Here is a 24,768-nt window from a genome sequence, read left to right on the forward strand (position 1 = left end):
CCCTTGACTATGATTATCTCCGTTTGCGGAGTACCTTTCGAATAAAGAAAATCAATAACAAAACAATCAAAACTGCCACAGTAACGATTCCAATCATTAACACAAAAAACTTGTTTGGATTTTTCAACAATTGAACAAGGTTTCTGCTATTTTCTACTACTTTACGTCCATGTGTGGTTGCATAATACTCAGATACATTTGCAATCCCATCGCCGTCTGTATCATCAAAGGACTGCATATACCTTGCAATTGCAACCCATGCTTTTAGTTCCTGATTTTCTTCCATAATTGCGTATTCTTCCAAATCCTCAATTGGATTTCCCTCTTTGTCTTTCGGAATGATTGATAATAAACCATAAGAGATATCCATCACAGAACCTAACATCTGTCCTGTGTAAAGGTCTGTTACTACATGATAGAGTTTATCATCCTGAATTTCTTCTCGTTTTCCATCCTGTCCGGTCAGATAACAATCTGTCACTTTATTTAAAATCATCCGGTGCGGATTAAAGGTAAAATTCAACCCACTGCAATACAATCTTGCAGTTGTCATAAAATCTGAAATCGAAGCATCAATCTCTGCTACCAGCTTTAATTCCTTTCCAGTCAGATAAGCACTAATTAAAGGATATCCCGCCAGCCCATCTTTTCCGATTCCCAGTGAAAAAGAATTATAGACAGCTTCTACCGTAATTTCTCCTTTCGCATAAGTATCCCGTACCGTCCCACTTGGGACTACCGCCACGTCTACCGGCTCTCCATCGTAGTTATCTGAATTTTCCACTGCATATACATAAGCATCTGATATTATATCACCAAGATTTAATTCCTCATGCCTCGTGCTCATTTCATCCAGACTATTAAATTCAATATCATTTTCTGCAAGTACTTCTTTTCTTGTATATCCAAACTTTGCAAGATAATTTATATCTACCGTATCCATTAATGCATCAATTTTTGCCTGCGTTGTCTCATCCGGATTCACTTCATCTGATACCGGAATCAGCTCATAAGAGGTTGCCTTCCACCGTCCATCATCCTTTTGTGTCATGGAAATTGTTCCAAGTTTTTTTCCATATTCACCGCAGGATACAATATAGGTATTTCCATGTTGAATTGGTTTGTCTAATTGTGAATGTGTATGCCCACTAATAATCAAGTCAATATCCAGAACCTCTTTTGCCAGAATCTCATCTTCTGATTTGTCTGCCTCATCCCATGTTCCACTATGAGACACGCAGGCAATCATATCTACCTTTTCCTTCTTTTTGATTTTTTCTACTGTTTGCTTTGCCGCTTTCACTGGGTCTTTCCATACCAATTCACAGGTTGGAGCACAGACAAGTGCATCTTTTCCAAATACACCAAGTACCGCTATTTTTGTATTACCTTTCTGAACAACTACATAATCCTTCACCTGATATTTCTCAAATGCTGATTGTATCTGCTTTTGACCTTCACTTAAACCTGCTTCTTCCATTGCATCCCAGTCTACATTACACAATACCAGACTCGGTACTGTATCACCAGAATTTTTAGCTGCATTCAACATATCTGCCAGTCCCTTTGACTGATAATCAAATTCATGATTTCCCAATGTGGTCACATCACATCCTATCTGACCAAGCATCCTAATTTCTGCTGCCTCTGTGTCATATACCGTCTGAACCAGTGTTCCCATTGAAAAATCTCCACCATCCAGTACAAGTGTATCTGGATTCACTTTCTTATGCTCATCTATCAATGTTTTTAATTTCGCAAAACCACCTGCCTCTTTTTTCTCACCATTTACTATTGTTGTAAAACTGTTCAGATGAGAATGCGTATCATGGGTAAACAATATATCAAGCTGTTTTGGCTCTGTCTTTGCCCAAACCTGCATGCCTGTCATTAAAGGTAATACTATTACGGCTATGAGCAAAATTCCTACCGCCTTCTTCCATATTTTCATCATAATCTTAACCTGCCCTCTTTATATTTCTTATTAATTTTATCATCTAACACAAAGAAACGCAAACCAGAAAACCAAAGGTGACTGTATTTTCTGATTTAAGATTTTTGCTTCTTTTGGTTTTATGGAATACTGTTTTTAAGACATAACGCTCCCCACCCCAACAATTGATTCGGATACGGTTCTATCAGTAAATGTCTTGCCCCTCGAATCAAATACGCTTTCACTTTCTCTCCATATAAATACGGGTCATTTCCTCTCACAATTCCAAATTCCATTAAAAGTGCTGCACTTCCGGTTACAAATGGCGTTGCAAAGGAAGTTCCACTCTGTGTCCGATATCCCCCTCCCACCGCTGTTGTCATAATATTTACTCCTGGTGCTGCGATATCTGGCTTTATCAGACGATTTTCTCTTGTATAGCCTCTCCCTGAAAAGTCCGCAACCGCCTGATATCTGGAATCATAAGCTCCGACAGAAACCACTTTCTGTGCTGTGGAAGGAATCGTAAGCGTTGTCTCCGGCATTGGATAAAGAAATCTCGTCCCCTGGTTGAGCACACTTCCCGATGGAAGCCACATATCATACGTTCCATCTACAACTTTTTTCGGAATCAGATTAATTTTCCAGACACCGGTATCCACATAAGTATTAACCGGAATAAAATCCAGATAAATTTCCTGTGCCGTACTAAATGGCTTTGGCTCTCCATAGTAAATCAAAATCTCTGTATCTCCCAAGCGAAATCTCTGTATTCCAAGCTCTTCCCGAAATGGTCCTGCAACCTCTCCATTTGGGTGTTCCAAAGAAAACTCTATCTCATCTACATACTGTTTCCAAATCTGCAGGTTGATGCTCCGCTCATAATCTCCAATTTGCAGGGGAACGACTTCATTTGAATTACCCAGTACTCCCGAAGTGTGCGTTGCTTTATTTCCTTCATTTCCGGTTCCCACGCAGATAACATTTCTTCCGATAACTGCCACGGTATCCAGATAAAATTCAAGCAGGGATTCTCCATCATGCGAACCATAATTATTTCCGAAACTCAAATTTAACGCAAGTGGTTTTCCAAGCCTGACTGCCGTTTTGATACAGTAATCAATTCCTTGCATCAATTCCGTTGTTCTCGGAAATCCTTCTGCTCTTGGATTTCCAAGTTTCACCACAATCAATTCACTTTTGGGTGCAACTCCCCGATAGACTCCTTTTGACGCTCTCCCATTTCCTGCTGCAATTCCCATCACACCTGTTCCATGCCCGCTCAAATCTCGACTCGGAACAACCGCATACCGCTCTGCGGAAGTCCTTTTTGCCAACGCTTCCTCTATTTGCTCTTTTGTATATTCCGTTCCAATCTCATATCCCTCTGGTGGATTTCCCGATACACTCTGATCCCAAAGCCGCAAAATCCGGCTGGTTCCATCTTCATTACAAAAATCTGGATGACTGTAATCAATTCCCGAATCCACACATCCAACTAGAACTCCCTCTCCAAACAGGGAATTTCCCTGCAAAAAAGACTCATCCTGCACTGAATTGATACAAGAAGCCGATCGTCCCTCATTTACGGCAAAAAATAAACGCTTGGGTTTTTCTATAAATTCAACCCCTGCGTCATTTGCCAATCTCTCTATTTGATTTTGTGAAAGCGTTAAAATTGCAAAACCTCCCAAAAGCCTTACGGTCTGGATTTCCGGATTTTCAAAAATCTCCGGTTCTCCAGAATATTTTACAATTACCTCCCATTTTCCTTGTTCTGTTTCATAACCAACCGATAAATTTTCTGATTTTTCCAATTCCTCCGGTGTGGCATTCAATGCCAGATTTAATAGATTTTCCAGTTTTTGATTTTCCATTTGGCTTTTTTCTTTTCCATTTTTTATAGTGTATGCTGAGTAAATCTTTCTGTACAAAAAAGGTGACTCTCCACCTTCTGGAGAATCACCTTTTGAATCGATTCTTTCTATTATTTTCTATTACTGATTTACATATTTATGAATGGTTGCTCTTACTGCTCCTTTTCCTGCAATCATTTCTCTAAACATTTCTTCTATCTTTTCTGCCACACCTGTTGTATACAAATCAACAAAGAACAGACGCTCGTTAGAAAGAATCGGTTTTAACTGGTCTGTAAATGTCTCCGGTTTTCCGATTACAATCTCTTTTAACTGTTCCTGAATTTCTTCATTCATTGGGTCCGGAGCTAATTCATATTTTTCTCCTTCATCATCCACTCCAAGCATGTAACGAAGCCATCCGGCAATTCCGAGTGGAATCGCTGTCAGTTTTTTTGCATCTCCAAATTTTTCAACATAAGCTTTGATGGTTTCTCCAAAACGGATTCCCACCATCTGAGAGACGTCAACAGAGAGACGCATATTGGTGTCCCCTAAATATTCATTCGGGAAACGGTCATTGAATAATTCATCTACAAACGCCTGTGGAGAGAGAATTCCAGGATTTGGGACAACCGGAAGACCTTCATCATAAGCAATCATACGTGCCATTTTCATCATGTCTTCATTTGTATTTAACATATGGGCAAATAAGTCATATCCCTGTACGACTCCAAGAGGTCCTGTAGCGGAATGTACCGGATTTAAGCATACAGTTACTTTCATACGTTCTGATAAATTAACAGTATTTCTGTCAGCCATATAAACACCAAAGCCTTTCTCCAGTGCCGGACGACCGTTCGGGAAATTGTCTTCAATAACCAGATACTGTGGTTTTTCCGCATTTACAAACGGTGCAATATAAGTTTTTTTACTTGTAATAACCGGCTGCATTTCTTCAATGCCAAGTTCTTCCAAATCATCTGCAATTTTTTCACTCGGACGAGGAGTAATTTTATCAATCATAGTCCATGGGAACGCAACTACTTTTTCATCACTGACATAAGAAACAAATCCTTCCTCTACAAATCCTGCTTTTTTCCATTCTTCTGTCATAGTCAGTACAGATTCACGAAGTTTTGCACCATTTTTAGAACAGTTATCCATGGAAACCAAAGCCAATGGGTATTTTCCTGCCTTGTATCTTTCATACAACATTGCCACTACTACTGCCATTGCTCCTGTCGCTTTATCCGGACCATTTTCAATATCAGCCTGTACGAATGGGAACCATGTGCCATCTGCTTTCTGTAATGCATATCCTTTTTCTGTAATTGTAAAAGAAACCATCTGTAACGACTTACTTGTAAAAATTTCTTTTAAACGGTTCCACTGTGTCTCATTAGATGACTGCGCTTTTACTGCCTCTGCCAGAGAACCCAGCACTTTATATGCACGGCTTCCGTCTCCATGAAGAATAACGCTTAAGCCCAGATTATCATAAGGAGTATAAATCTTATCCACTACATCATAATCAAATGTTTCTACGCAGGTAAGTCCACGGTCTAATGCACCTTCTTCTAATAAACCATCTGCAATTCCACCGATAAACACACGGAAAATATTTCCGATTCCAAAATGTACCCATCTTGGTTCTTTTTTCGCTTTTTCCGAAACCTCTTTCACATCATATCCCGGAAGCTGAATTCCTGCTTTCTCCCATGCTTCACGATTTTTGATCCCATCCATTGTTAATTTCATGTCGTAATTTTCTCCTTAATTTTATCTTGCATCAAGTTTTACTTTCCACTTATGTTTATATCTTAATTGTAAGTTAAGTATATATCTCCGTTCAAAAAAAATCCATTGACAAAAATTATAATTTTTATCAATGGATTTTGTACAGATTCACTATAAATTTTACCAAAACCGAACCACCCTTTTTCTTGCATCAAAATAAAATCTCACTTATAATTATCTTTAAGTATAGCTTTATCTTATTTCCTGGAGGATTTTTTCTTATGATAAAATTAATTGCAACTGATATTGATGGAACTTTAGTAAAAGACGGAACTCTCATGATTAATCCGGAGTACATGACCGTGATTGAACAGCTAACCCAGAAAGGAATTCTGTTTGTTGTCTGCTCCGGTCGTCAGTTTTCAAGTGAAAAGAAACTCTTTGCCTCAATCAAAGACAAACTGTTATATATTTCAGATGGCGGAACCGTCGTCCGCACCCCAAATGAAATCTTAAAAACTTATCCAATGTCAGATGAACTTTGGAAAAATATGTATCAGATGGTTAAAGAAAAACTTCCATCCTGTGACTGTTTTGCCGCTACACCGGATTACTGTTTTGCAGAAGATGGAGGCAGCCAGATGTTCCACTGGTTAAGAGATTCTTATGGGTTTGAAATGAAAGAAATCGATGACTTATCTAAATTAGAATCAAAGGATATCATTAAATTTACCATTTATCATCCAACTGCCTGTGAAGAAATGTGTACTCCTCTTTTCATTCCTTCCTGGAAGGAAAAAGCTCAGCTTGCAGTTGCCGGAAAAGAATGGGTGGACTGCAATGCGCTTGGAGTAAGCAAATGGACTGCTATCTCCTTTTTAATGGAAAAATATCAACTGAATGCTGATGAAATCTGCTGCTTTGGTGATAATCTCAACGACATTGAAATGTTAAAAAATGCCGGAACCAGCTATGCTGTTTCCAATGCCCGTCCAGAGGTAATCGAAGCGGCGAAATCAACCTGTGCACCTTACTGGGAAAGTGGAGTGTTAGAAGTGTTAAAATCATTTTTATAATGCAATAGGTAGCAGGAATAAAACTTTTTCCCTGCTACCACCTGAGTCAAGTGGATATTCGCAATCCGCTTCGCTACTTGCTCATAACCAAATAGCTGCTACGCAGCTTATCAGAAGGGGCTTGCCCCTCCTGATACAAGCAAGTCCCCACCCCTGCTTATTGCTTTTCGCAATTGAAGCAGGGGACTTACTTGATTTGGTTAAATAATAATCCCTTCCAAATGGTCACATTCATGCTGAATAATCTGTGCTGTCCATCCAGAATATTTCTGCCTCTGTTTCTTAAAATTCATATCCTCATACTCAACTTCAATCTCCTGATATCTGGTACATTTTCGTACCCCTTCAAGGGACAGACAGCCTTCTTCAGTCTCATATTTTCCAGATTTTTTCACGATTTTCGGATTAAGCATTGCCACATTTAAAAATCCCATATTCACTGCAATAATGCACTTCTTTACCCCAATCATATTTGCTGCCATGCCAACACAGCCATCCTCATGGGCTTTTAATGTATCCAGCAAATCCACTGCTGTCTGAATGTCTTCTTTCATTGCCGGCTCTGATTTTTGATTTAAGAAAAAGACATCTCTCATAATTGGTTTTACCATTGTTTTTCTCTCCTGTTTTTACAACACATAATAATGCGGAATAATATCTTCATAATGTCCATCCGGCATCCGATTCTCTCATAAATATTACGTCTCTCTTTTCTGTCAAATCTCCAAAAGATTTTTAATTGCTTCCATATAAATCAGCACCGCTTCTTCCATACCCGAAACCAGCATATACTCATCTGCACTGTGAATCCGATAATCAATTCCCAGTTTCTCCGGTCCAAATGCAATAATATTTTTAAGGGATTTTGCATAAGTTCCGCCACCGATTACCATCGGTTCATTCTCGGTATCACCTGTCACATCCACATACGCTTTATAGAGTGCATTGACAAGCGGAGACTCCCTTGGGAAGAACAACGGGTCGCCGATTTCAAGAATTTCAATTCGTCCGTTTTCATCTTCAAGTTTTCCTTCGCACATCTTACGCACATCCTCTGCTTTTAAAGTCACCGGAACTCGAATATCAATCGTACAGGAAATGACACCATTTTCTGTTTTGACAATTCCATTACATAAAGTCAAATCACCGTATTCATCCTCAAATTTTAATCCGATTCCAGCTCCATCACAGGATGTTCCAATGTGACTGTTATAAAATTTCACAAAATCATCTTCAAATCCTGCTTTTTCAAGACTCTCAAAGGTTACTCCTGCTGCATTCACTCCAAGTGTCGGTGTGCTTGCATGCGCCGGAACTCCTTTTGCATAAATACGGATTGTTCCATTTTCTTCTGTCACTTGATATTCCTGAAGCTTTGTCTTTGCTAAAATTTCTTCTAATTTTTCTTTTAATCCCGCTTCTGCCGGAATCACAGTTGTACACGCATCGCAGACTGCATTTGAAACAAATCCGCCATTCATAGAAATAATTTTTGTATTTTTTGAATATGCCACCATGGACATATGACCTTTTTCACCATGAATACATGGGAAATTTGCATCCGGCGTAAATCCACAGGATAACTCCTCTTCGACTTCATTATAATGTTCCATGCATTTTGAACCGGTCTCTTCGTTACAGCCCATAATAAGACGCACTCTCTTATTTAGTTTCACACCCGAATCACGCAGAAGTTTCATCGCATAAAGTGCCTCGATGACTGGACCTTTATCATCTGTCGTTCCACGTCCATAGATATAATCGCCCTCTCTTGTGAGCTTAAATGGGTCATAAGTCCAGTCTCCGCCAACCGGCACGATATCAAGATGTCCGGCAATTCCGACAATCTCTTCTCCCTCTCCCATTTCAGCGTAACCACAATAATTATCTAAGTTTACGGTCTTAAATCCAAGTTCTTCTGCAATTTTCAGTCCTTCTTTCAGTGCCTCTGCCGGTCCTTCCCCAAACGGTTTTCCCTCTCCAGGCATTCCAAGCTGGGAATCAATCGCAACCAGTCTGCCAATATTTGTTATCATTTCATCTGATAAATCATGAATCTGTTCTTTGATACTCATAATAATCCTCCTGTTTTTATTCTACTTTATTTATTTTTATTCCGGAATCGTATATTCATTTCGGATATAAATTTCTGTATAAATTAATTCTTTTTCCGGTTCTTCTGCATGAAACAGCAGACGAAATAAAATCATAACCGGTTCGTAACCCTGAATCGAAGCGTCCTGTCCAATCAAAAAATGAATATAACCTTCTCTCATGAGCCTGTAGTTTTCCCCCATAAAATCATTGGCTATCATTTTTATCTTTCCTGCCATGCCTTTCTTTTTTAATGCCATACACACACCCGATTCTCCATGGGAGGTCATATAAATTGCTTTCAAATCCGGATTTTCTTTTAATATTTCCTCTGTAATTTTCTCTGCTTTTTCATTTTCTTCAAAACAATATTCTGGTCCGACCAACTCCACATCTGGATACTTTTCTCTTATCTGTGTTGTAAACCCATCCACACGTTCTCTAAGAGAAGGGTTCGTCCGATATCCGGAAATAATGGCAATTTTTCCCGTTCCGTTTACCAATTCTCCCATCAGACCTGCTGCTGCCTTTCCACACTGAATACCATTTTGCCCGACAAAACAGAGTCTTCCGGTATCCGGCACATCTGAGTTAAATGTCACTATCGGAATCTGATAGACTCCTGTAAATTCACGAATTTTTTCTTTGACGGCCTCTTCATCCGATGGAACCATTGCAATTGCGCTGACTCCGTCCTTTCGCATCTCTTCCATTGCTTCAATTGTGTCCGAAGCACTGATATGTGGAATCTTGCAGACAATCACCGTTCCTCCAAGGTTGTCTACTTCTTCTTTCGCTTTTTTTACACCTTCTAACACATCATTCATAAATGGGGTCTCACATGCCTGAACAATCACTCCAATTTTAATATTATTTTTACTCATCGAAAGTGCCCGCCCAAGCTGGTTCGGGCGATATCCCATTTCCTCTGCAATTTTTTGAATCCGCTCTGCCACCTCCGGACGAATCCGCCCTCTGTTATTTAACGCCCTGTCAACCGTTCCTCTTGACACCCCTGCTGCCTCGGCAATCTGCCTGATTGTTACACCCATTTTTTTCTTTTCCTCATTTCTTCTCTACGTTCTGGGGCACGCAAAATTTTCTCCTATTGTACCACATTCCATTCCTCTTGGCAAATGTTCCAAACGCAACTGGACTGGTAAAACTTTAGAAAACTGGCTATTTTAAGCAAGCCTGTTTTTCGTTATGATACTTAAAACTCAAGATAAGATGAATCGTGTGTACTCTCAGAATCTTCTTGTTTTTGATTTTGCGAGTACCGACAGAGAGAAAGAGAGGAAAAATTTAATGATTGAAAAAAGTAATACAGCCATTCCGGTTGCCGAAAAACAGACAACCAGTTCACAGATTCGCTTTATTACAATTACAGCAATGTTTATCGCTTTGACTTATGTATTTACTGCATTTGTAAACATCAAACTTCCAATCGCTGCAAACGGCGGTTTAATCCATCTTGGAAATGTTCCGCTTTTCATCGGTGCAATTTTATTTGGCAAGAAAACCGGTGCAATCGCAGGCGGTGTCGGAATGGGATTATTTGATTTACTGTCCGGATGGACTGCATGGGCACCATTTACTCTTGTAATTGTAGGACTGATGGGATTTGCAGTCGGCGCCATTACCGAAAAAAGAAAAGGCTTTGGATGGAATGTCCTTGCAATCGCAGTTGCCTGTGTGATTAAAGTCGTAGGTTACTATATCGCCGAAGGCTTTATCTATGGAAACTGGGCCGCTCCTGTTGCTTCTATTCCGGGAAATCTGGTTCAGATTGGCGTTGCAGCCGTTATCGTTTTACTGGTAATCGGACGTCTTCAGAAACTCGTAAAATAAAAAACTCAAAAATGACTGCCGATTGGCGGTCATTTTTGGTATACTAAATTAAAGTCAAAAATTCAAAAAATAATTTATAAAGGAGCGTAAACAGATGTATAAAATGATGACCCCAGGTCCGACTCAGGTACGGGAAAATGTACGCATGGCAAGAAGCCTGGAATTTCAAAATCCAGATTTAGATGCCGATTTCTGTGAATACTACAAAGAAACCTGCCTTTTGGCAAGTGAACTCTTACACACCAAAAATGAAACTTTAATTCTTGATGGAGAGGGAATCCTCGGTCTTGAAGCTGCCTGTGCTTCTATCACCGAACCAGGTGACCGTGTCCTTGTCATTGATAATGGACTTTACGGCGAATCTTTTAAAGATTTCGTAACCATGTATGGCGGCATTCCAACTCTCTATACTGTAGATTATGACAAGCCGGTTGACCCTGAAAAACTTGCCGAATACTTAAAAGAACAGCACGATTTTAAATATGCCACAGTCGTGCACTGCGATACACCAAGCGGTATGTTAAACGATATTTCTAAAATCTGCCCATTATTAAAATCCTATGGAATCCTCACCGTTGTCGATTCCGTATCTGCGATGTTCGGAGAAGAAGTAAGAGCCGATGATTACCGGATTGACCTTTTATGTGGTGGTTCTCAGAAAGCAATTTCCGCACCTCCGGGACTGACTATTGTTACCATCAGCCAGGATGCAAAAGATGTCATGAATCAGCGTAAGACACCAATTGCTTCTTTCTATGCAAACTTAAAAGTATTTGAACATTACTATGAAGAAAAGTGGTTCCCTTATACCATGCCTGCAAGCGACATCTATGGTCTGCGTCAGGCACTTGAAAATATCAAAAATGATCCGGAGCATTTAAAACGTCATGCAAAAGTAGCCGAAAAGACCAGAACCACTTTAAAAGAAATGGGACTGACCTTATATCCACGCTCCGGTTATTCTAATACCGTTACTACGTTTGAAGTTCCGGAAGGTTTTACAGATAAAGAAATACTCTCAAAAATGAGAAACGATTATAATATTCTGCTTGCCGGCTCTTTTGGATGCTTTGGTGGAAAATTAATCCGTATCGGGCATATGGGAGAAAGTGCAAATGAAAAAGATGTGGATGAAGTATTACAGGCATTAAAAGAAATCTTGGGAAAATAAAATAACTTGGATAAATTTCCATCTGCTACGTTATTTATCTGAAAGTCAATGATACCGTACACTCGGTAACGAAAACCAAAATGAGATGCACTTTGAACAACACAAGTGCATCTCATTTTTTTACTGCTTTTTGCGATAATCCGCCGGGCTGCAGTGGTGGTATTTCTTAAAAATCTTAGAAAAATAATGATAATCATTAAATCCTGCTACCTCTGCAACCTCTTTGATTTTTAAGTTCGTGTCACAGAGCATTTTTTCAGCACAGCGCATCCGACATTCCTGCAGATAATTGGCAAATCCGATTCCCATTTCCTGTTTAAATAAATAACTTAAATATGCCGAATTCACTCCTGCTTCTTCTGCCACATCCTGTAGGCTGATTTGTTCTTTATAATGCTGATGCAGATACAAGAGCACCACTTTTATCGTATGAGAAACCCCTTCTGGAATCTCCTCTTCGCTATGCTTACAGACTTCCTGCACGCTTTCTTCTAAAGCCATTTTAAATTGTTCAATCGAAGCAATCTCCGTATACACCTGTGCACTTCGCTCAATGTATGCACTTTCATCCAATTTGTGAAGCCACTGAACTAAAATTCTGCCATCCGTCATCTTCTGTTTTGCCTCAGAAATAAGTGTCACAGCCTCTTGCTCCAGTTCTTCTTCTGTATTCTCTGTTTGATTCTGAACCTGATGAATCAGCTTTTCTGCACTCTTTGGAAGCTCTCTTGAAACTTCTTTTTGACAGTCATAGTACAAAATGCTGTCTCTGTCATAAAATCCATATTTCATCATCTGTCTTGCCTGCTGATATGCCTGACGAAGTCCATCCTGTACTCCAATACAGATACTGCTTACACTGATTCCAAAGGAATACGGCTCTTTTTTACAAAATCGAAAACAGGCTCCGGCAACATCTGTCAGTCTCTGGCGCATCAAAGAGTCTCTTCTCATTTCTGATAAATCCAGAAAACAACAGAAAATTCCGGCTCCCAGATAGATAATTTCTTTTAATTCATTTTCTTCGCCTAACACAGCTTCGATTTCACTCTCGATTCCCGTCCGAAATTCCAATGAATACTGTTCCGCTTCCAGTGGTGTCCACTCCCTGTTCTGACGATTCCAGTCATGCATAAACATCGCAATCACCGCACTGTTTTTATAACTGCCTGCTATCTGCGCTTCCAGACGTTTCTGTTCCCGCACTTCTCCCTCTAAAATTTGAGAAAGAACTCCATTAAAGAAATGATATTTTAATGTATGACTGCCCATCTGAATCAGTTTTTTTGTATGTTTCTCCTGTGTAGTCTTTGCCTTTTTTGCCTCTATTTGAGCCTTCGCTTTCTCTAATACTTCTAAAAGTGAATTTTCATCCAAGGTGTTTTTCAAAATATATTCATCTGCACCAAGCCGCATTGCTTCTTTTACATATTCAAAATCATCATGACAGCTAAGCACAATCACAGAAACTTCCGGCCAGTTCTTTTTTACAGCCTTAATTAATTCAATTCCATCCATAAGCGGCATTGAAATATCTGTCACAACAATATCAATTTTTTCCTGATTCATCACTTCAAGGGCTTCTTCCCCATCCTGTACATCACGTACAACTTCATATCCCTCTTTTTCCCATGAATCAAGTGTTTTTAAATAACTTCTTACAAGAAAATCATCATCCACTAATAATGTCTGAAACATCACTTCACCACCTGTATTTTAGTCTGTTTTTAGTTGAATCAAATAAGTCAAGTACCCTGCTTCAATCACCAAAATCATTAAGCAGTGGACGGGGACTTATTCATAATTCTTTTTTTGCAGGGAGAAAAATCTCGACAGTCGTTCCATTTTCACTGCTTTGATAGACCATTCCTCCCTTATCTCCATAGTAAAGTTCCAGTCTCTCTTTAATATTTGGAACTCCGATTGCACTTAAACCATTGGTCTTTTTAGTTTTGCTGTGCAATAGCGTATCAATCTGTTCTTTTGTCATGCCTCTGCCATTATCAATGACAAACAGCCGTAATCGATCCTGCTCTAATTTTGCTCTTAAAATAATCTCTCCATTTTTTTCTTTCATGTCAATTCCATGAAGAATTGCATTTTCCACAAGGGGCTGTAAAATCAACCTCGGAATATAACAACCTCCGGCGCCTTCCTCCATCTCATAACGCACACGAAAACTTCCCTGATACCGAAATTCCTGCAGATGCACATAATTATTTAAAATATGAAATTCATCTGCTACCGTTAAAAAAGTACCTTTCTTGCTGATAGTCGCTTGAAGCAGCTCCACAAAATCTCCTATCAGACCACCTAGCTCCTTTTCCCCACGGATCAACGCCGCAAATTTAATCGAATTTAAAGTATTATACATAAAATGCGGGGTAATCTGATACTGAAGTGCTTCTAATTCTGCATCTTTTTTTAATCGTTCTTCTTCGATTACTTTTTGAATTAACTCCTGAATATCATCAAGCATCACATTAAATTCCCGACACAGTATTCCGATTTCATCTCCGGTTTCTACCTCCGCACGAAGACTCAAATCTCCCTCTCCAACCTGTTCCACCGTATCGGTCAGCTTTTTTATCGGACGGTAAATTGCACGCGTCAAACTGCCTGCAAGCACAATTGCCACAAACAAAAATACCAGCACAATTACAATCAAAAAAATCTGCATCTGACGGAGTTGGCGCAAAATTGCATTCCTTTGCACCGCAATAGAAAGCTGACAGCCGGAAAATGCGCCTTTATAACCAATCACAATTACTCCTTTTTCTTTTTGAAAAATCCCATTCTGTTTCAGACACATCTCTTCTGCACACGCTTTTCCGGCTTCTTTGGAATTCATCCCTGTGACAACTACTTCATTTTCATCATAAACCAAAGCTTGGTTCATATTTTCATCATAAATCGGGTCTATGTATTGATAATAAAGAGTTCTTTCTTCTACGTTTAATAATAAATACGCAAGAATATTTTGTTCTTCATCGTAGATTGGCTGAATCTCTGTAACCTGAGTCCGGTTCTCATGCACGCTGTTTTTTACCATAACCGGTCGTGCCGTTTTTTCTTCCATCTCTTTTATGGTCTGAATCTCTTTTTTTGGAATTTCCCTTTTATAAACCGGAAAATCTTCAGAAGTCACCGCAATCTGTTCTTTGGGTAAAATCAAATCAATTGAACTGAGACGATCCTCATTTTTTTTGCAGGCACGCAAAATTTCTGCAAGACTCTCCAATTCATCTGCATTGTTGCTTTCCCGATATTGCTCAATTTCTCTTTGCAGCTCTTCTTTTCCGGCTATCTCAATATTTTTATAATATAATTCCTTCATGGAATTGTCAAAACTTTCCATAGTCTGCCGGACTCTCGAGTAGACGGTTTCTGTATAATTTTTCTCAATCATTGATGCACTGCGAAAATAAAATACGACCGTAATACAACAGCTTGTAAGAATCGTCACCAGCAAGATTGCCAGCAGTACTTTTTTGCGGATACTCTGTTTCATAGGTTAAAATCCTTTGCTTTTGATTTGATTATAGCACAAAATGCCCGCAAGTTGTGCTTTGTTCTTTCTAATACAAAAAGGTATCGGAAAACTTCCGATACCTTTTTTCTTTCACTCATTTAAGCTTCATTAAAGTTCGCCTCTTGCCTCACGTCCTGTCAGCTCTTTCATAATATCCGGATACATTTTGTCCAGCTTGTAGAGTGCCAGTGTAACAAATGCAAGCAGTGCGATAATAATTGGACCAAATTTATAAATGTTAATAATCATATTTAAAGTTTCCTGAGACTGTGTTGCAACTCCTGAAGAAGAAGTAACATATCCTGCAAAAGTTAACAATCCAGTCATAGCTGCGGATGCAAGACCTGCTCCAACCTTTGTTCCAATAGAACCACCTGCAAAAATAAGGCTTTCCTGTCTTACATGTGTTTTCCACTGTCCATACTCCACAACATCTCCAACCATTCCAAATACAACTGCATTCAGCGGTGCAAGACCGATTGCACGTGCCACACAACTCATAACCATCCAGGAAAAGCTGTATGGATTCAGGAAGAATAATAACTGTCCGACTAATGCAATTGCAGAACCTGCAAGTGCAATGTTTCTCTTGCCAAATCTTTTGATAAGTGGTGCACAGAGGAAAATTCCTGCTACCAGTGTTAATGTTTCTGTCAAGAATAATGCACTGTACATCCATGTGTCATTTCCAAAAATGTATTTGCAATAATACGGTAAGATTGTTCCTGAAATACTAAAGGAAACACTCTGAACCATCCACAAAACTAAAACTGCCCAGAAATACTGATTCGTAAATAATGCTTTCAAGGACTTTCCAAGCGGTACTTTTTCTGCTTTTTCTTTTGCTTCAATGTATACAGTTTCTTTACAGTTAAAGAAACAGATTAATAATAAGATTAAAGCAAGTACAGCCCAGATACTCATTGTTTTTACCCATGCCGCCTGGTCATCTCCAAACATTTTTACAATCGGAAGAGTAAAGGTTGCTGCAACGATTTTTCCAATTGGAGATAATCCCATACGAACCACACTAAGCATATCTCTTTCTCCGGAAACTCTTGTCATCATTGCTGAAAGACTTCCGTAAGGAAGGTTGATTGCGGTATAACAAACTGTAGTACAGAAGTTATACGTTACAAACAGATATAAAAACTGTAACATCGGGGTGGTGTGCGGTACCGTAAATAACAGTACTGCGGATAAAGCAAATGGTACACTCATCCATAAAATCCATGGTCTTGATTTTCCCCATTTTGAATTTGTTTTTTCTACAATAATTCCCATAATCAAGTCTGACACACCATCAAATAATCTTGATAAGAGCATCATCAAACCAACCGTACCAGGATTGATTCCTGCGTAATCCGTATAGAATAAGGTTAATAAGGTACCAACCATTCCAAATACAACATTACAGGCTACGTCACCACTTGCGTAGGCAACTCTTATTCCCCATCCAAGTTTCTGATTCTGTGCGGTCATCATTTTCGACCTTGCCGACCAGTCATCTGCTGTGACTGATTTCGTCCGTGTCATTTTTTTTGCCATTTCATTTCCCTGCCTTTCTTCTTCGAGAATACCTTTCATAGTAAAGCGGACATTCGCAATCCGCTTCGCTGCTTGCTCATGAACGCAGTCGCTTCGCAATCTGTCAATGGAAGCTTTTGACTCCCACTGACAGAAACATCCCACTTACCCACCGCTTAGTGCTCCGCACACTTGAAGCGGAGGAATGCTTATCTGCGTTCAAATCATAAGATGCTTTTTTTCTTTCGCATTTTCTCTATCTGATGATTCTATTTTACCGTTTTGCAGGGAAAATCCCAGTCTTAGAAATTTTGGGTTTTATTGTGCTATTTTTATATCCGCCTCTCTTCTTTCCTAAAAATAGTCCCCTTTTTTAGGAAACTTTGCTCTTTTAACTTTCTGATTGCGATTTTTTTATATTTTGTGTCTTTTTTTTAGGTGAGTACTCATCTATATTGTCTATCGTCAATATTTTTGTGTCCAATATTTTTTCACCTGGTATTTCGTTTTTTTCCAAACTTTCTATCATATATTCAATTGTCTCATAACCGATATCATATCCGGACTGTGCGCCTACCGCAAGAAACTTTCCGTCTTTCACTCCTTCAATGGAATCTTCCTGTGCATCCACTGTGACAACCAAAATTCCGCTTTCCTTCGTTGCCTCTGCCACTCCAAGTGCCGTCACCGCACTTGTTGTCATGATTCCATCCAAATCCGGATACTCTTCTAATAATTCTTTCATATCCTGCTCCGAAACCAAAAGATTGCTGTATCCGGTTTTTACAACTTCTATCTGAATATCAGGGTATTCTTCCATACAACGCTTAAAGCCCAAAATACGCTTTTCATGACAGGCCTGTGTGGTACTTCCTGCTATGACTGCCACCTTTCCTGTTCCATTTAATTTTTTTGCCATTGCCTGTCCAAGTTCATATCCTACCTTCTCGTCATCGATTCCAACGTAAGGTAAAACAACGTCAGAAACAGGGGTATCGTAAGCATACACTTCGATTCCCCTGTTTTTCGCCAGCTCAATATAATCTGCATTGTCGTAAGAATTCACAGTGGACACTGCCAGTGCATCAATCGGCATTTTCAGTAAATCCTTTATCATTTTTTTCTGTGTTTTCTGGTCTGTCTCCGAATCTGGAGACAAAATCACAACCTCTGCATTTTCTTTTTCTGCGGCATCTTCCATTCCCGAACAGACAGACATCCAATATTCACTGCTTTTTGACTTGGTCACAACTCCAATGGTATACTTTGGCGCTTTTGCTTCTTCTTTTGTCTTTCCACATCCCGCCATAAGGATTCCTGCAAGCAGAACCAGTCCCAGCTTTCCTATCTGCCGTTTTTTCATAGACGATTACCAGAGATTTCTGTAAATCTGTTTTACCTGTTCTTCGCTTACTTCACGCATAGTGTTCTGTGGGCTTCCACTATCCATAGCGTCGTAAGCCATTTTATCAATTACTTTAAAGAACTCTTCTTTATCAATTCCAAACTCTGCAAGAGTTGGTGTCTCTAATTCTTTTACAATTCCTTCGATTGCTGAAAGGAATTTTTCCGCTGCTACTTTGTCTTCATCTGTCGCATCTGCAACACCGATTGCACGACCAAGGTCTGCAAATCTGTCATAAGCACCTTCTAACGCAAAGCCTAAACATTCTTTCATCAGCATTGCGTTAGAAAGACCATGTGCTACATGGAACAGTGCACCGATTGGACGACTCATTCCATGAATAATGGTAACAGATGCGTTGTTAAATGCGATACCAGCTTCTAATGCAGCAACAGACATCTGGATACGTGCTTCTTCATTTTTTCCATCTTTAAATGCAACCGGAAGGGATTTGAAAATTCGTTTTACAGCTGACATTGCAAAGCTGTCAGAAAGTGTCTGTGCTTTTCTTGATGTGTAAGCTTCTACTGCATGACAGAGTGCATCAAGACCGGTAGCTGCTGTAATTTTAGGCGGTGCTGTCATTGTAAACTGAGGGTCAATGATTGCAAGTTTTGGCATTAATACTTTACCTTTTAAGAGCATTTTGATATCTTTTTTGGTATCTGTGATAATCGTAAACTGAGTTGCTTCAGAACCAGTACCTGCTGTTGTTGGAATTGCAACAAGCGGCGGCATTTCTACATCAATTACTTTTCCCATGTAATCGGAGATATTTCCACCATTTACAACTAAAGAACCAATAGCTTTCATAGAGTCGATTGGGCTTCCTCCGCCTAATGCAACTAAGAAATCACATCCATTTTCTTTGTATACTTTCAGACCATTTTCAATCATAGTATCCGTTGGCTCACCAACGATTTCAGAATAAATTGCATAGTCGATTCCCTGATTTTTTAAAGCTGTTTCTACTTTTGCACAGTTTCCTAACTGAATCATTACTTTATCTGTTACGATAAGAGCTTTTTTTCCGAGTCCTTTTAAAGTTTCCTCCGCCATTGTTAAAGCCCCTGAACCTGTGATAATCTGTCCCGGTACGATAAATTCTCTTGCCATAATAACACGCATCCTTTCTAAACTTAATTTCTTGATTTTCCTTTACTTTATTTTAACGTTCTTTTTTTTCTTAAATTATCAAATAAATCTATTATTCATTCTTAGATTTCGGCATCATGCAGCCATGTATATCTTTCATCTTCACAACGATCTGTCTGTAACCATGGATTTCCGTCAATGTGGCGAATCATCCAGCAGGTATACATCTGGAATCCCGGCGCAACTGCCTGAGGATGTAACTCTCCTCCCGGAATTGCGGAAAAGCTTCCGTCTGTGCTCTTAAATACCTGGTCTCCTACGAAACTTGCACCAAATCCTTCCGGTCGGTCAAATTTGAAATAATAAGTTTCCGGCTGTGGATGTCTGTGTGGAAGATATCCGGACCAGTTTCCTTTGTCATTTAATACTTCTCCGAGTACCATATTGGAATACGGAGCAATATCATGGTCTAAAATGGTATTAACTCTTCTCTTTGCAACATTTCCAAATTTGCCAACACAGGAATAACCCCATGGAGCATCCTCCGGTTTATATAATTTTCCTGCAAAGTCTGCATCATTTTTCGTGCACTGTACAAGAATTTCTGCATCGGTCTCTGCTGTTACTTTTATTTCTTTTCCGGTGCATACATGAACACACCAAGGACCTTCGGTAAACACATCTTTTCTGCTTACTGTTTCTGTATTGCCTTCCCATTCATAAGTGATTTTTCCAGAGAGAAGCAGAACTGCAGTCTCCTCACCTGTTCTTAAGAAGGTTCTTGTCTGACCGGCTTTCATGCGATACACACGAATGTCCATCATCATTTCTTTATAGTCATTGTCATAAGTTGTTAAAATTTTCTCGCCGTTTTCGTCAAATTCTGGATAGCCAAATACTTTACCCATTGTCTTTACCTCCTAATTGTACTTAATTGTACTTCTGTACGCTTAAACTTTTTTGTTCAAGCGTACATGACTCCTGAAATCTTAGTAAGCTCTGGATTCTCTACGTCCTTCCATTACACCTTCGCAAGCTTTTCTTACGCTTTCTTTTTCAGAAGTTGTTGCGATTCCTACGTTCCACCAGGATTCATATCCGTCTGTCATTGTCTTTGGAATTACTTTCAGGTCAAACAGGCAGGCAACTTCCTGTTTCTTTGCGTCCTCTAATGCTGCCACAAGTTCTGCGATTGTTTTGCATGTATAAGTTTTTAATCCGTATCCTTCGCCAATCTTTGCGTAGTCTACCGGAATTAAATCTCCTGTCGGTTTCTTTCCATCTGTGTAACGGAATTCTGTTGCGATGCTTCCGATACCATGGTTCATTTCCAGATTGTTGATGCATCCAAATCCACAGTTATCGAAGATTAAGATATTTACTTTCTTTCTCTCCTGCATAATCGTCATGATTTCGCTGTGAAGCATCTGGAAACTGGAGTCTCCGACAACACAGTAAACTTCATTGTCCGGCTCTGCGAATTTTACACCAAGAGTTGCTGCCACTTCGTATCCCATGCAGGAATAACCATATTCTGCATGATATCCGCCTCTCTTGTCTGTTCTCCACATACGCTGCATACAACTTGGAAGAGAACCTCCTGCTGTGATAATGGTTGCATCTTTATCAATTGTTTTATTGATTGCTGCAAGTGCAGCAGTCTGTGTAATTTTTCCGTTCGTTAATTTTACAAATTCCGGAACTGTTCTCGGGTCTCTTGCCTTGATAATCGGTTCAAAGTCATCTCCTGTATACTCGATTCCTGCAAGGCGATCCCACTCTTTGTCCCATGCAGCTTTTGCTGCTTCTATTTCTCCATTATAACCTGAAACATAACCTTTTGCACGCAGTTTTTCGGCAAGTGCCTCTACCGTTGCTTTTGCATCGCCCACCGCCTTTACAGCGTCCATCTTGTATGCATGATAACGGTTGTTATTAATTGTAACAAATTTTACATCTGCATTCTGAAAAAGATGTTTTGAGCTGGTTGTAAAGTCAGACAGTCTGGAACCGATTGCGATAACTACATCTGCATCTTTTGCAATCACATTGGATGCCAGTGTTCCTGTTACACCGATTCCGCCAAGGCAGTATGGGTGACTGGATTTGCAGGCACTCTTTCCGGCCTGGCTCTCACCAAACGGAATATGGAATTCTTCACAGAAGTTTTCAACGGTTTCTCCGGCTTCAGAATATTTTACACCGCCACCTACAATAACAAGTGGTTTCTTTGCCTGAGAAATAATTTCCACAAGATCTTCTAACTCTTCTTCTACGGCAACCGGTCTTGTGATTCTGTGTACACGTTTCTTAAAGAAGTAATTCGGATAATCATAAGATTCACCTTCTACATCCTGCGGAAGTGCGATACAGCAGGCACCGGTATCTGTCGGGTCTGTCAGAACTCTCATGGCACTGACTAAAGCAGTCATCAGCTGTTCCGGACGTGTAATTCTGTCCCAATATTTGCAAACCGGTTTAAATGCATCATTTGTAGTAGTTGCAAGGCTGTTGCTCTGCTCTAACTGCTGAAGTACCGGGTCTGGCTGTCTGGAAGCAAAAGTATCTGCCGGAAATACTAACAGTGGAATATTGTTTACGGTTGCGGTTGCACATGCGGTTACCATATTTGCTGCTCCAGGTCCTACAGAAGAAGCACATGGAATAATGGTTTTTCTGTTATTCTGTTTCGCAAATGCAGTCGCCACATGGCACATACCCTGTTCATTTCTGCCCTGCATGACTCTTAACTGTCCCGGGTTGGTATCCAGCGCTTCACCAAGTCCAACTGCAATACCATGTCCAAAGATTGTGAAAAATCCTTCTACAAACTTTGTTTCTACTCCATCCATGGATACATATTGATTATCTAAAAATTTTACAATTGCCTGTGCAACTGTCATTCTTGTTGTCTCTGCCATTTTGTATTCTCCTTCCTTTGCCTCGTCTTTTTTATACTCTCGCAATCATTTCGCCGTACTGTTCTTTTTCTTCTTTAATAAATGCGTGTACTGCATCTGGTCCCGGAAGGGAATCGGAACAGTTGTTGCTTCTTACCATCATGGATGCTTCTGCTGAACCAAATTCCAGACAATCGATAACCTGCCATCCCTGATATAATCCATATAAGAATCCAGAACCATATCCGTCTCCGCCGCCAAATCCTTTTCTTGCCTGTACCGGGAATGGTTTAATGGAGAATTTCTGTCCGTCACATGTATAAGCGGTAGAACCTTTCATACCATGTTTGATTACTACGATTTTTGCATTGTAACCCTGCCACAAAGCTGCGGATTCTTCATCACTCATACCTGGCTGAATCAGTTTCTCAGTTAAATCAAATTCTTCTCTTGAGCCCATGATGATGTCTGCTTCTTTTGCAACGATGGAATAGTAAATGGAAATCTCATCACTGTTCTTCCAGTTATATTCTCTGTAATCGATATCAAAAATAACTTTTGTATTGTTTTTCTTTGCCAGCATTACTGCTTTGATTGCTGCCTCTCTTGAAGGACTTTCTGCAAGTGCTGTTCCGGAAATTAAAATTGCTTTTGTCTGTTTGATGTATTCTTCATCAATGTCATCTACGCTTAACTGTAAGTCTGCAATACAGTTTCGATACATCAGGATACTGCTTTCCTTTGGAGAAAGCATTTCTGTAAAGGTCAGTCCTAACTTTTCTCCATTTGTACATTTTGAAATGTGGGAAGTATCAATTCCCTGCTCATTGAAGTAGTCCACTACGAATTCTCCGAACTGGTCATCTGATACCTTTGCAAAAAATCCTGCTTTCAGTCCATGTCTTGTAACTCCGACTGCGATGTTTGCAGGAGAACCACCTACAAATTTTTCAAACATATGAACTTTTTTCAGTGGTTTAAATTCTTCTTTCACCTGGTCGTTATAAGCTGGATTAAAATCAATTGCGACACGTCCCAGTAAAACCAAATCCATTGGTCTTGTTTCATCAAATTCTACATACTTCATAAAAGTGTCCTCCCAAATTCCTTTTTTACTATTTTTACTATGTGTGTGCGTGCTTTATTTTCGTTTGTGTGCTTCACGTGTTCTCTTTCTGGCTTTATAGTAGCACTTGCACACGCATTTTACAAGTGCTTTTTTTGTTTTTGCACACTTTCGATATTCTGCACAATCTAAAGGCTCGATTTTATAACAATTTTACCAGTTTCTTGTGTGCTTTTATGCGTGTTTTTTGTTCGCAACAAAAAAAGAACCCTTTTTTATGAATCAAAAAGAGTTCTTTGCTAATTTCTATTTTCTTTATTGCACATTATATTTTGTTTTAATACTGATTTCCGTGTACTGATACTCTTCCTCCGGCAGACTGCCGTGTTTCAGACATTCTTCTAAGATAGATACTGCCCGATAACCCTGCTCGTATCCTTCCTGGTCAATCAGGAAATCCACGGTATCTTCATTCAACGCTTTTACATTTTCCGGTGTCACATCATAGATAATCACATAAGGGCGTTTTTCCAGATTCAATTCATCAAATGCAGCTTTAACACCTTCCTGTCCGCCGGATGCCACAAAGATTCCCTTCAAATCCGGGAATATCTTCATTGCATTTACAATAATCTGCTCTACTTCTTTTGCATCGTCCTGACTGCTTTGCACGCCAATCAGGTTCATCTCCGGAAACTGTTTTCTGGTTTCCTCTATAAATCCATCAATTCTTCTACTGCCGGCACGGTTCGAAAAATATCCGGTAATTCCAAGAACTTTTCCCTTTCCATGCATCATAAGCCCCATCAGTCCCGCTGCGGTCTGCCCACTCTTCCAGTTATCCAGTCCCACAAAACAATTCCGTTTTGTTCCAATGATATCGGTATTAAATGCCACAACCGGAATTTGTTTTTCTTCGATTAAGTCATTTAACTTTTCCCGAATCCGGTCACAGTCTACCGGCATGATTGCCAGTGCCTGAATCCCTGCTTCTTCCAGTTCCAGAATGGATTTCAACTGTGCTTCTTCGTCGACAGAGGGATTTTCCTTTACAATCACCTGAACTCCTGTCTCCAAAAGCCGTTCTGTTGCATCATAAATTCCCTTATTTACCTGAATCATAAATGGAGAATTGGAAAGCTGTGTTACCACACCAATCCGATACGTCTCCTCAATTTTCTTTTGTTCCTGTTCTTTTTTTCTCTGATGTTTCGGAACATATCCGATTTCGTCTGCAATCTGCCAAATCTGCTTTGCAACTTCCGGATTAATTCTTCCTCTGTTATTCAATGCCCTGTCCACAGTTCCCCTTGAAACTCCGGCCAGTTCCGCAATCTGCTGAATCGTTCCCGCCATAAATTTTGCCTCCGGTGCTCTAAATTTTACACATTGCACACAAATCTATTTGATTTTTGGAATAAAAAGCACACATTTTTGTTTTATTATATACTCATAGTGTGCATTTGACAAGAGGAGAAATGAAAAAGATGAAGTGCTTTTTCAAAAAACACCTCATCTTTTC

Annotated in this window: 18 protein-coding genes; 3 read left to right on the forward strand and 15 right to left on the reverse strand. The window is 39.6% G+C overall.

Going from position 1 to position 24,768, the window contains the following annotated elements:
- Positions 1 to 13 precede the first annotated feature (13 nt).
- From ACYQ2D_RS06135 to ACYQ2D_RS06145, 3 genes are all read right to left on the reverse strand, one after another.
- Positions 14 to 1,954 (reverse strand): bifunctional metallophosphatase/5'-nucleotidase, encoded by a 1,941-nt coding sequence (locus tag ACYQ2D_RS06135; protein WP_459784903.1) that lies wholly within the window; start codon positions 1,952 to 1,954, stop codon positions 14 to 16.
- Between the two features lie 119 nt (positions 1,955 to 2,073).
- Positions 2,074 to 3,810 (reverse strand): S8 family peptidase, encoded by a 1,737-nt coding sequence (locus ACYQ2D_RS06140; RefSeq protein ID WP_459784905.1) that lies wholly within the window; start codon positions 3,808 to 3,810, stop codon positions 2,074 to 2,076.
- Positions 3,811 to 3,930: 120 nt separating this feature from the next.
- Positions 3,931 to 5,550: a mannitol dehydrogenase family protein gene (locus tag ACYQ2D_RS06145; RefSeq protein WP_459784907.1), complete on the reverse strand. Its 1,620-nt coding sequence runs from the start codon at positions 5,548 to 5,550 to the stop codon at positions 3,931 to 3,933.
- A 260-nt stretch (positions 5,551 to 5,810) separates the two neighbouring features.
- On the opposite strand from ACYQ2D_RS06145, the gene ACYQ2D_RS06150 reads away from it, so the two are divergent.
- On the forward strand, positions 5,811 to 6,605 hold the full coding sequence (locus ACYQ2D_RS06150) for a Cof-type HAD-IIB family hydrolase (RefSeq protein ID WP_022303699.1): 795 nt from the start codon (positions 5,811 to 5,813) through the stop codon (positions 6,603 to 6,605).
- Positions 6,606 to 6,805: 200 nt separating this feature from the next.
- Here the strand turns inward: ACYQ2D_RS06150 and ACYQ2D_RS06155 are convergent, their stop codons facing one another.
- The 3 genes from ACYQ2D_RS06155 to ACYQ2D_RS06165 all read right to left on the reverse strand — a co-directional run bounded on the left by ACYQ2D_RS06155 (position 6,806) and on the right by ACYQ2D_RS06165 (position 9,751).
- Complete coding sequence (locus tag ACYQ2D_RS06155; RefSeq protein ID WP_022303698.1) at positions 6,806 to 7,216, reverse strand: peptide deformylase; 411 nt, start codon at positions 7,214 to 7,216, stop codon at positions 6,806 to 6,808.
- 105 nt (positions 7,217 to 7,321) lie between these two features.
- Entirely contained in the window at positions 7,322 to 8,680 is a 1,359-nt protein-coding gene (locus tag ACYQ2D_RS06160) for a M20 family metallopeptidase (protein WP_444139097.1), read from the reverse strand.
- A gap of 36 nt (positions 8,681 to 8,716) precedes the next feature.
- Positions 8,717 to 9,751, reverse strand: a complete 1,035-nt coding sequence (locus tag ACYQ2D_RS06165; protein ID WP_117455216.1) for a LacI family DNA-binding transcriptional regulator — start codon at positions 9,749 to 9,751, stop codon at positions 8,717 to 8,719.
- A gap of 256 nt (positions 9,752 to 10,007) precedes the next feature.
- On the opposite strand from ACYQ2D_RS06165, the gene ACYQ2D_RS06170 reads away from it, so the two are divergent.
- Together ACYQ2D_RS06170 and ACYQ2D_RS06175 are read left to right on the forward strand one after the other, a co-directional pair.
- The gene (locus ACYQ2D_RS06170) at positions 10,008 to 10,550 is read left to right on the forward strand and encodes an ECF transporter S component (RefSeq protein ID WP_022303695.1); all 543 of its coding nucleotides are present in this window, start codon (positions 10,008 to 10,010) and stop codon (positions 10,548 to 10,550) included.
- A gap of 94 nt (positions 10,551 to 10,644) precedes the next feature.
- Positions 10,645 to 11,721, forward strand: a complete 1,077-nt coding sequence (locus ACYQ2D_RS06175) for a pyridoxal-phosphate-dependent aminotransferase family protein (protein ID WP_459784909.1) — start codon at positions 10,645 to 10,647, stop codon at positions 11,719 to 11,721.
- Between the two features lie 120 nt (positions 11,722 to 11,841).
- Here ACYQ2D_RS06175 and ACYQ2D_RS06180 read toward each other — a convergent pair whose 3' ends face one another.
- The 9 genes from ACYQ2D_RS06180 to ACYQ2D_RS06220 form a co-directional block, all read right to left on the reverse strand.
- A complete protein-coding gene (locus ACYQ2D_RS06180) occupies positions 11,842 to 13,419 on the reverse strand; it encodes a response regulator transcription factor (RefSeq protein WP_459784910.1) in 1,578 nt (525 codons plus the stop codon).
- Positions 13,420 to 13,519: 100 nt separating this feature from the next.
- Positions 13,520 to 15,232: a sensor histidine kinase gene (locus ACYQ2D_RS06185; RefSeq protein ID WP_459784911.1), complete on the reverse strand. Its 1,713-nt coding sequence runs from the start codon at positions 15,230 to 15,232 to the stop codon at positions 13,520 to 13,522.
- A 129-nt stretch (positions 15,233 to 15,361) separates the two neighbouring features.
- The gene (locus ACYQ2D_RS06190; protein WP_459785311.1) at positions 15,362 to 16,738 is read right to left on the reverse strand and encodes an MFS transporter; all 1,377 of its coding nucleotides are present in this window, start codon (positions 16,736 to 16,738) and stop codon (positions 15,362 to 15,364) included.
- A gap of 433 nt (positions 16,739 to 17,171) precedes the next feature.
- Positions 17,172 to 18,143, reverse strand: a complete 972-nt coding sequence (locus tag ACYQ2D_RS06195; RefSeq protein ID WP_118701043.1) for a sugar ABC transporter substrate-binding protein — start codon at positions 18,141 to 18,143, stop codon at positions 17,172 to 17,174.
- Between the two features lie 6 nt (positions 18,144 to 18,149).
- Positions 18,150 to 19,301: an iron-containing alcohol dehydrogenase gene (locus ACYQ2D_RS06200; RefSeq protein ID WP_459784912.1), complete on the reverse strand. Its 1,152-nt coding sequence runs from the start codon at positions 19,299 to 19,301 to the stop codon at positions 18,150 to 18,152.
- Between the two features lie 101 nt (positions 19,302 to 19,402).
- A complete protein-coding gene (locus ACYQ2D_RS06205) occupies positions 19,403 to 20,188 on the reverse strand; it encodes a 5-deoxy-glucuronate isomerase (RefSeq protein WP_022303688.1) in 786 nt (261 codons plus the stop codon).
- 81 nt (positions 20,189 to 20,269) lie between these two features.
- Entirely contained in the window at positions 20,270 to 22,201 is a 1,932-nt protein-coding gene (gene iolD, locus ACYQ2D_RS06210) for a 3D-(3,5/4)-trihydroxycyclohexane-1,2-dione acylhydrolase (decyclizing) (protein WP_117455204.1), read from the reverse strand.
- Positions 22,202 to 22,232: 31 nt separating this feature from the next.
- Positions 22,233 to 23,267, reverse strand: coding sequence for a 5-dehydro-2-deoxygluconokinase (gene iolC, locus ACYQ2D_RS06215; protein ID WP_117455202.1), 1,035 nt, complete (start codon positions 23,265 to 23,267; stop codon positions 22,233 to 22,235).
- Positions 23,268 to 23,561: 294 nt separating this feature from the next.
- Positions 23,562 to 24,602 (reverse strand): LacI family DNA-binding transcriptional regulator, encoded by a 1,041-nt coding sequence (locus tag ACYQ2D_RS06220; protein ID WP_459784913.1) that lies wholly within the window; start codon positions 24,600 to 24,602, stop codon positions 23,562 to 23,564.
- Positions 24,603 to 24,768: the final 166 nt, after the last annotated feature.

The organism is Blautia stercoris (assembly GCF_054657695.1).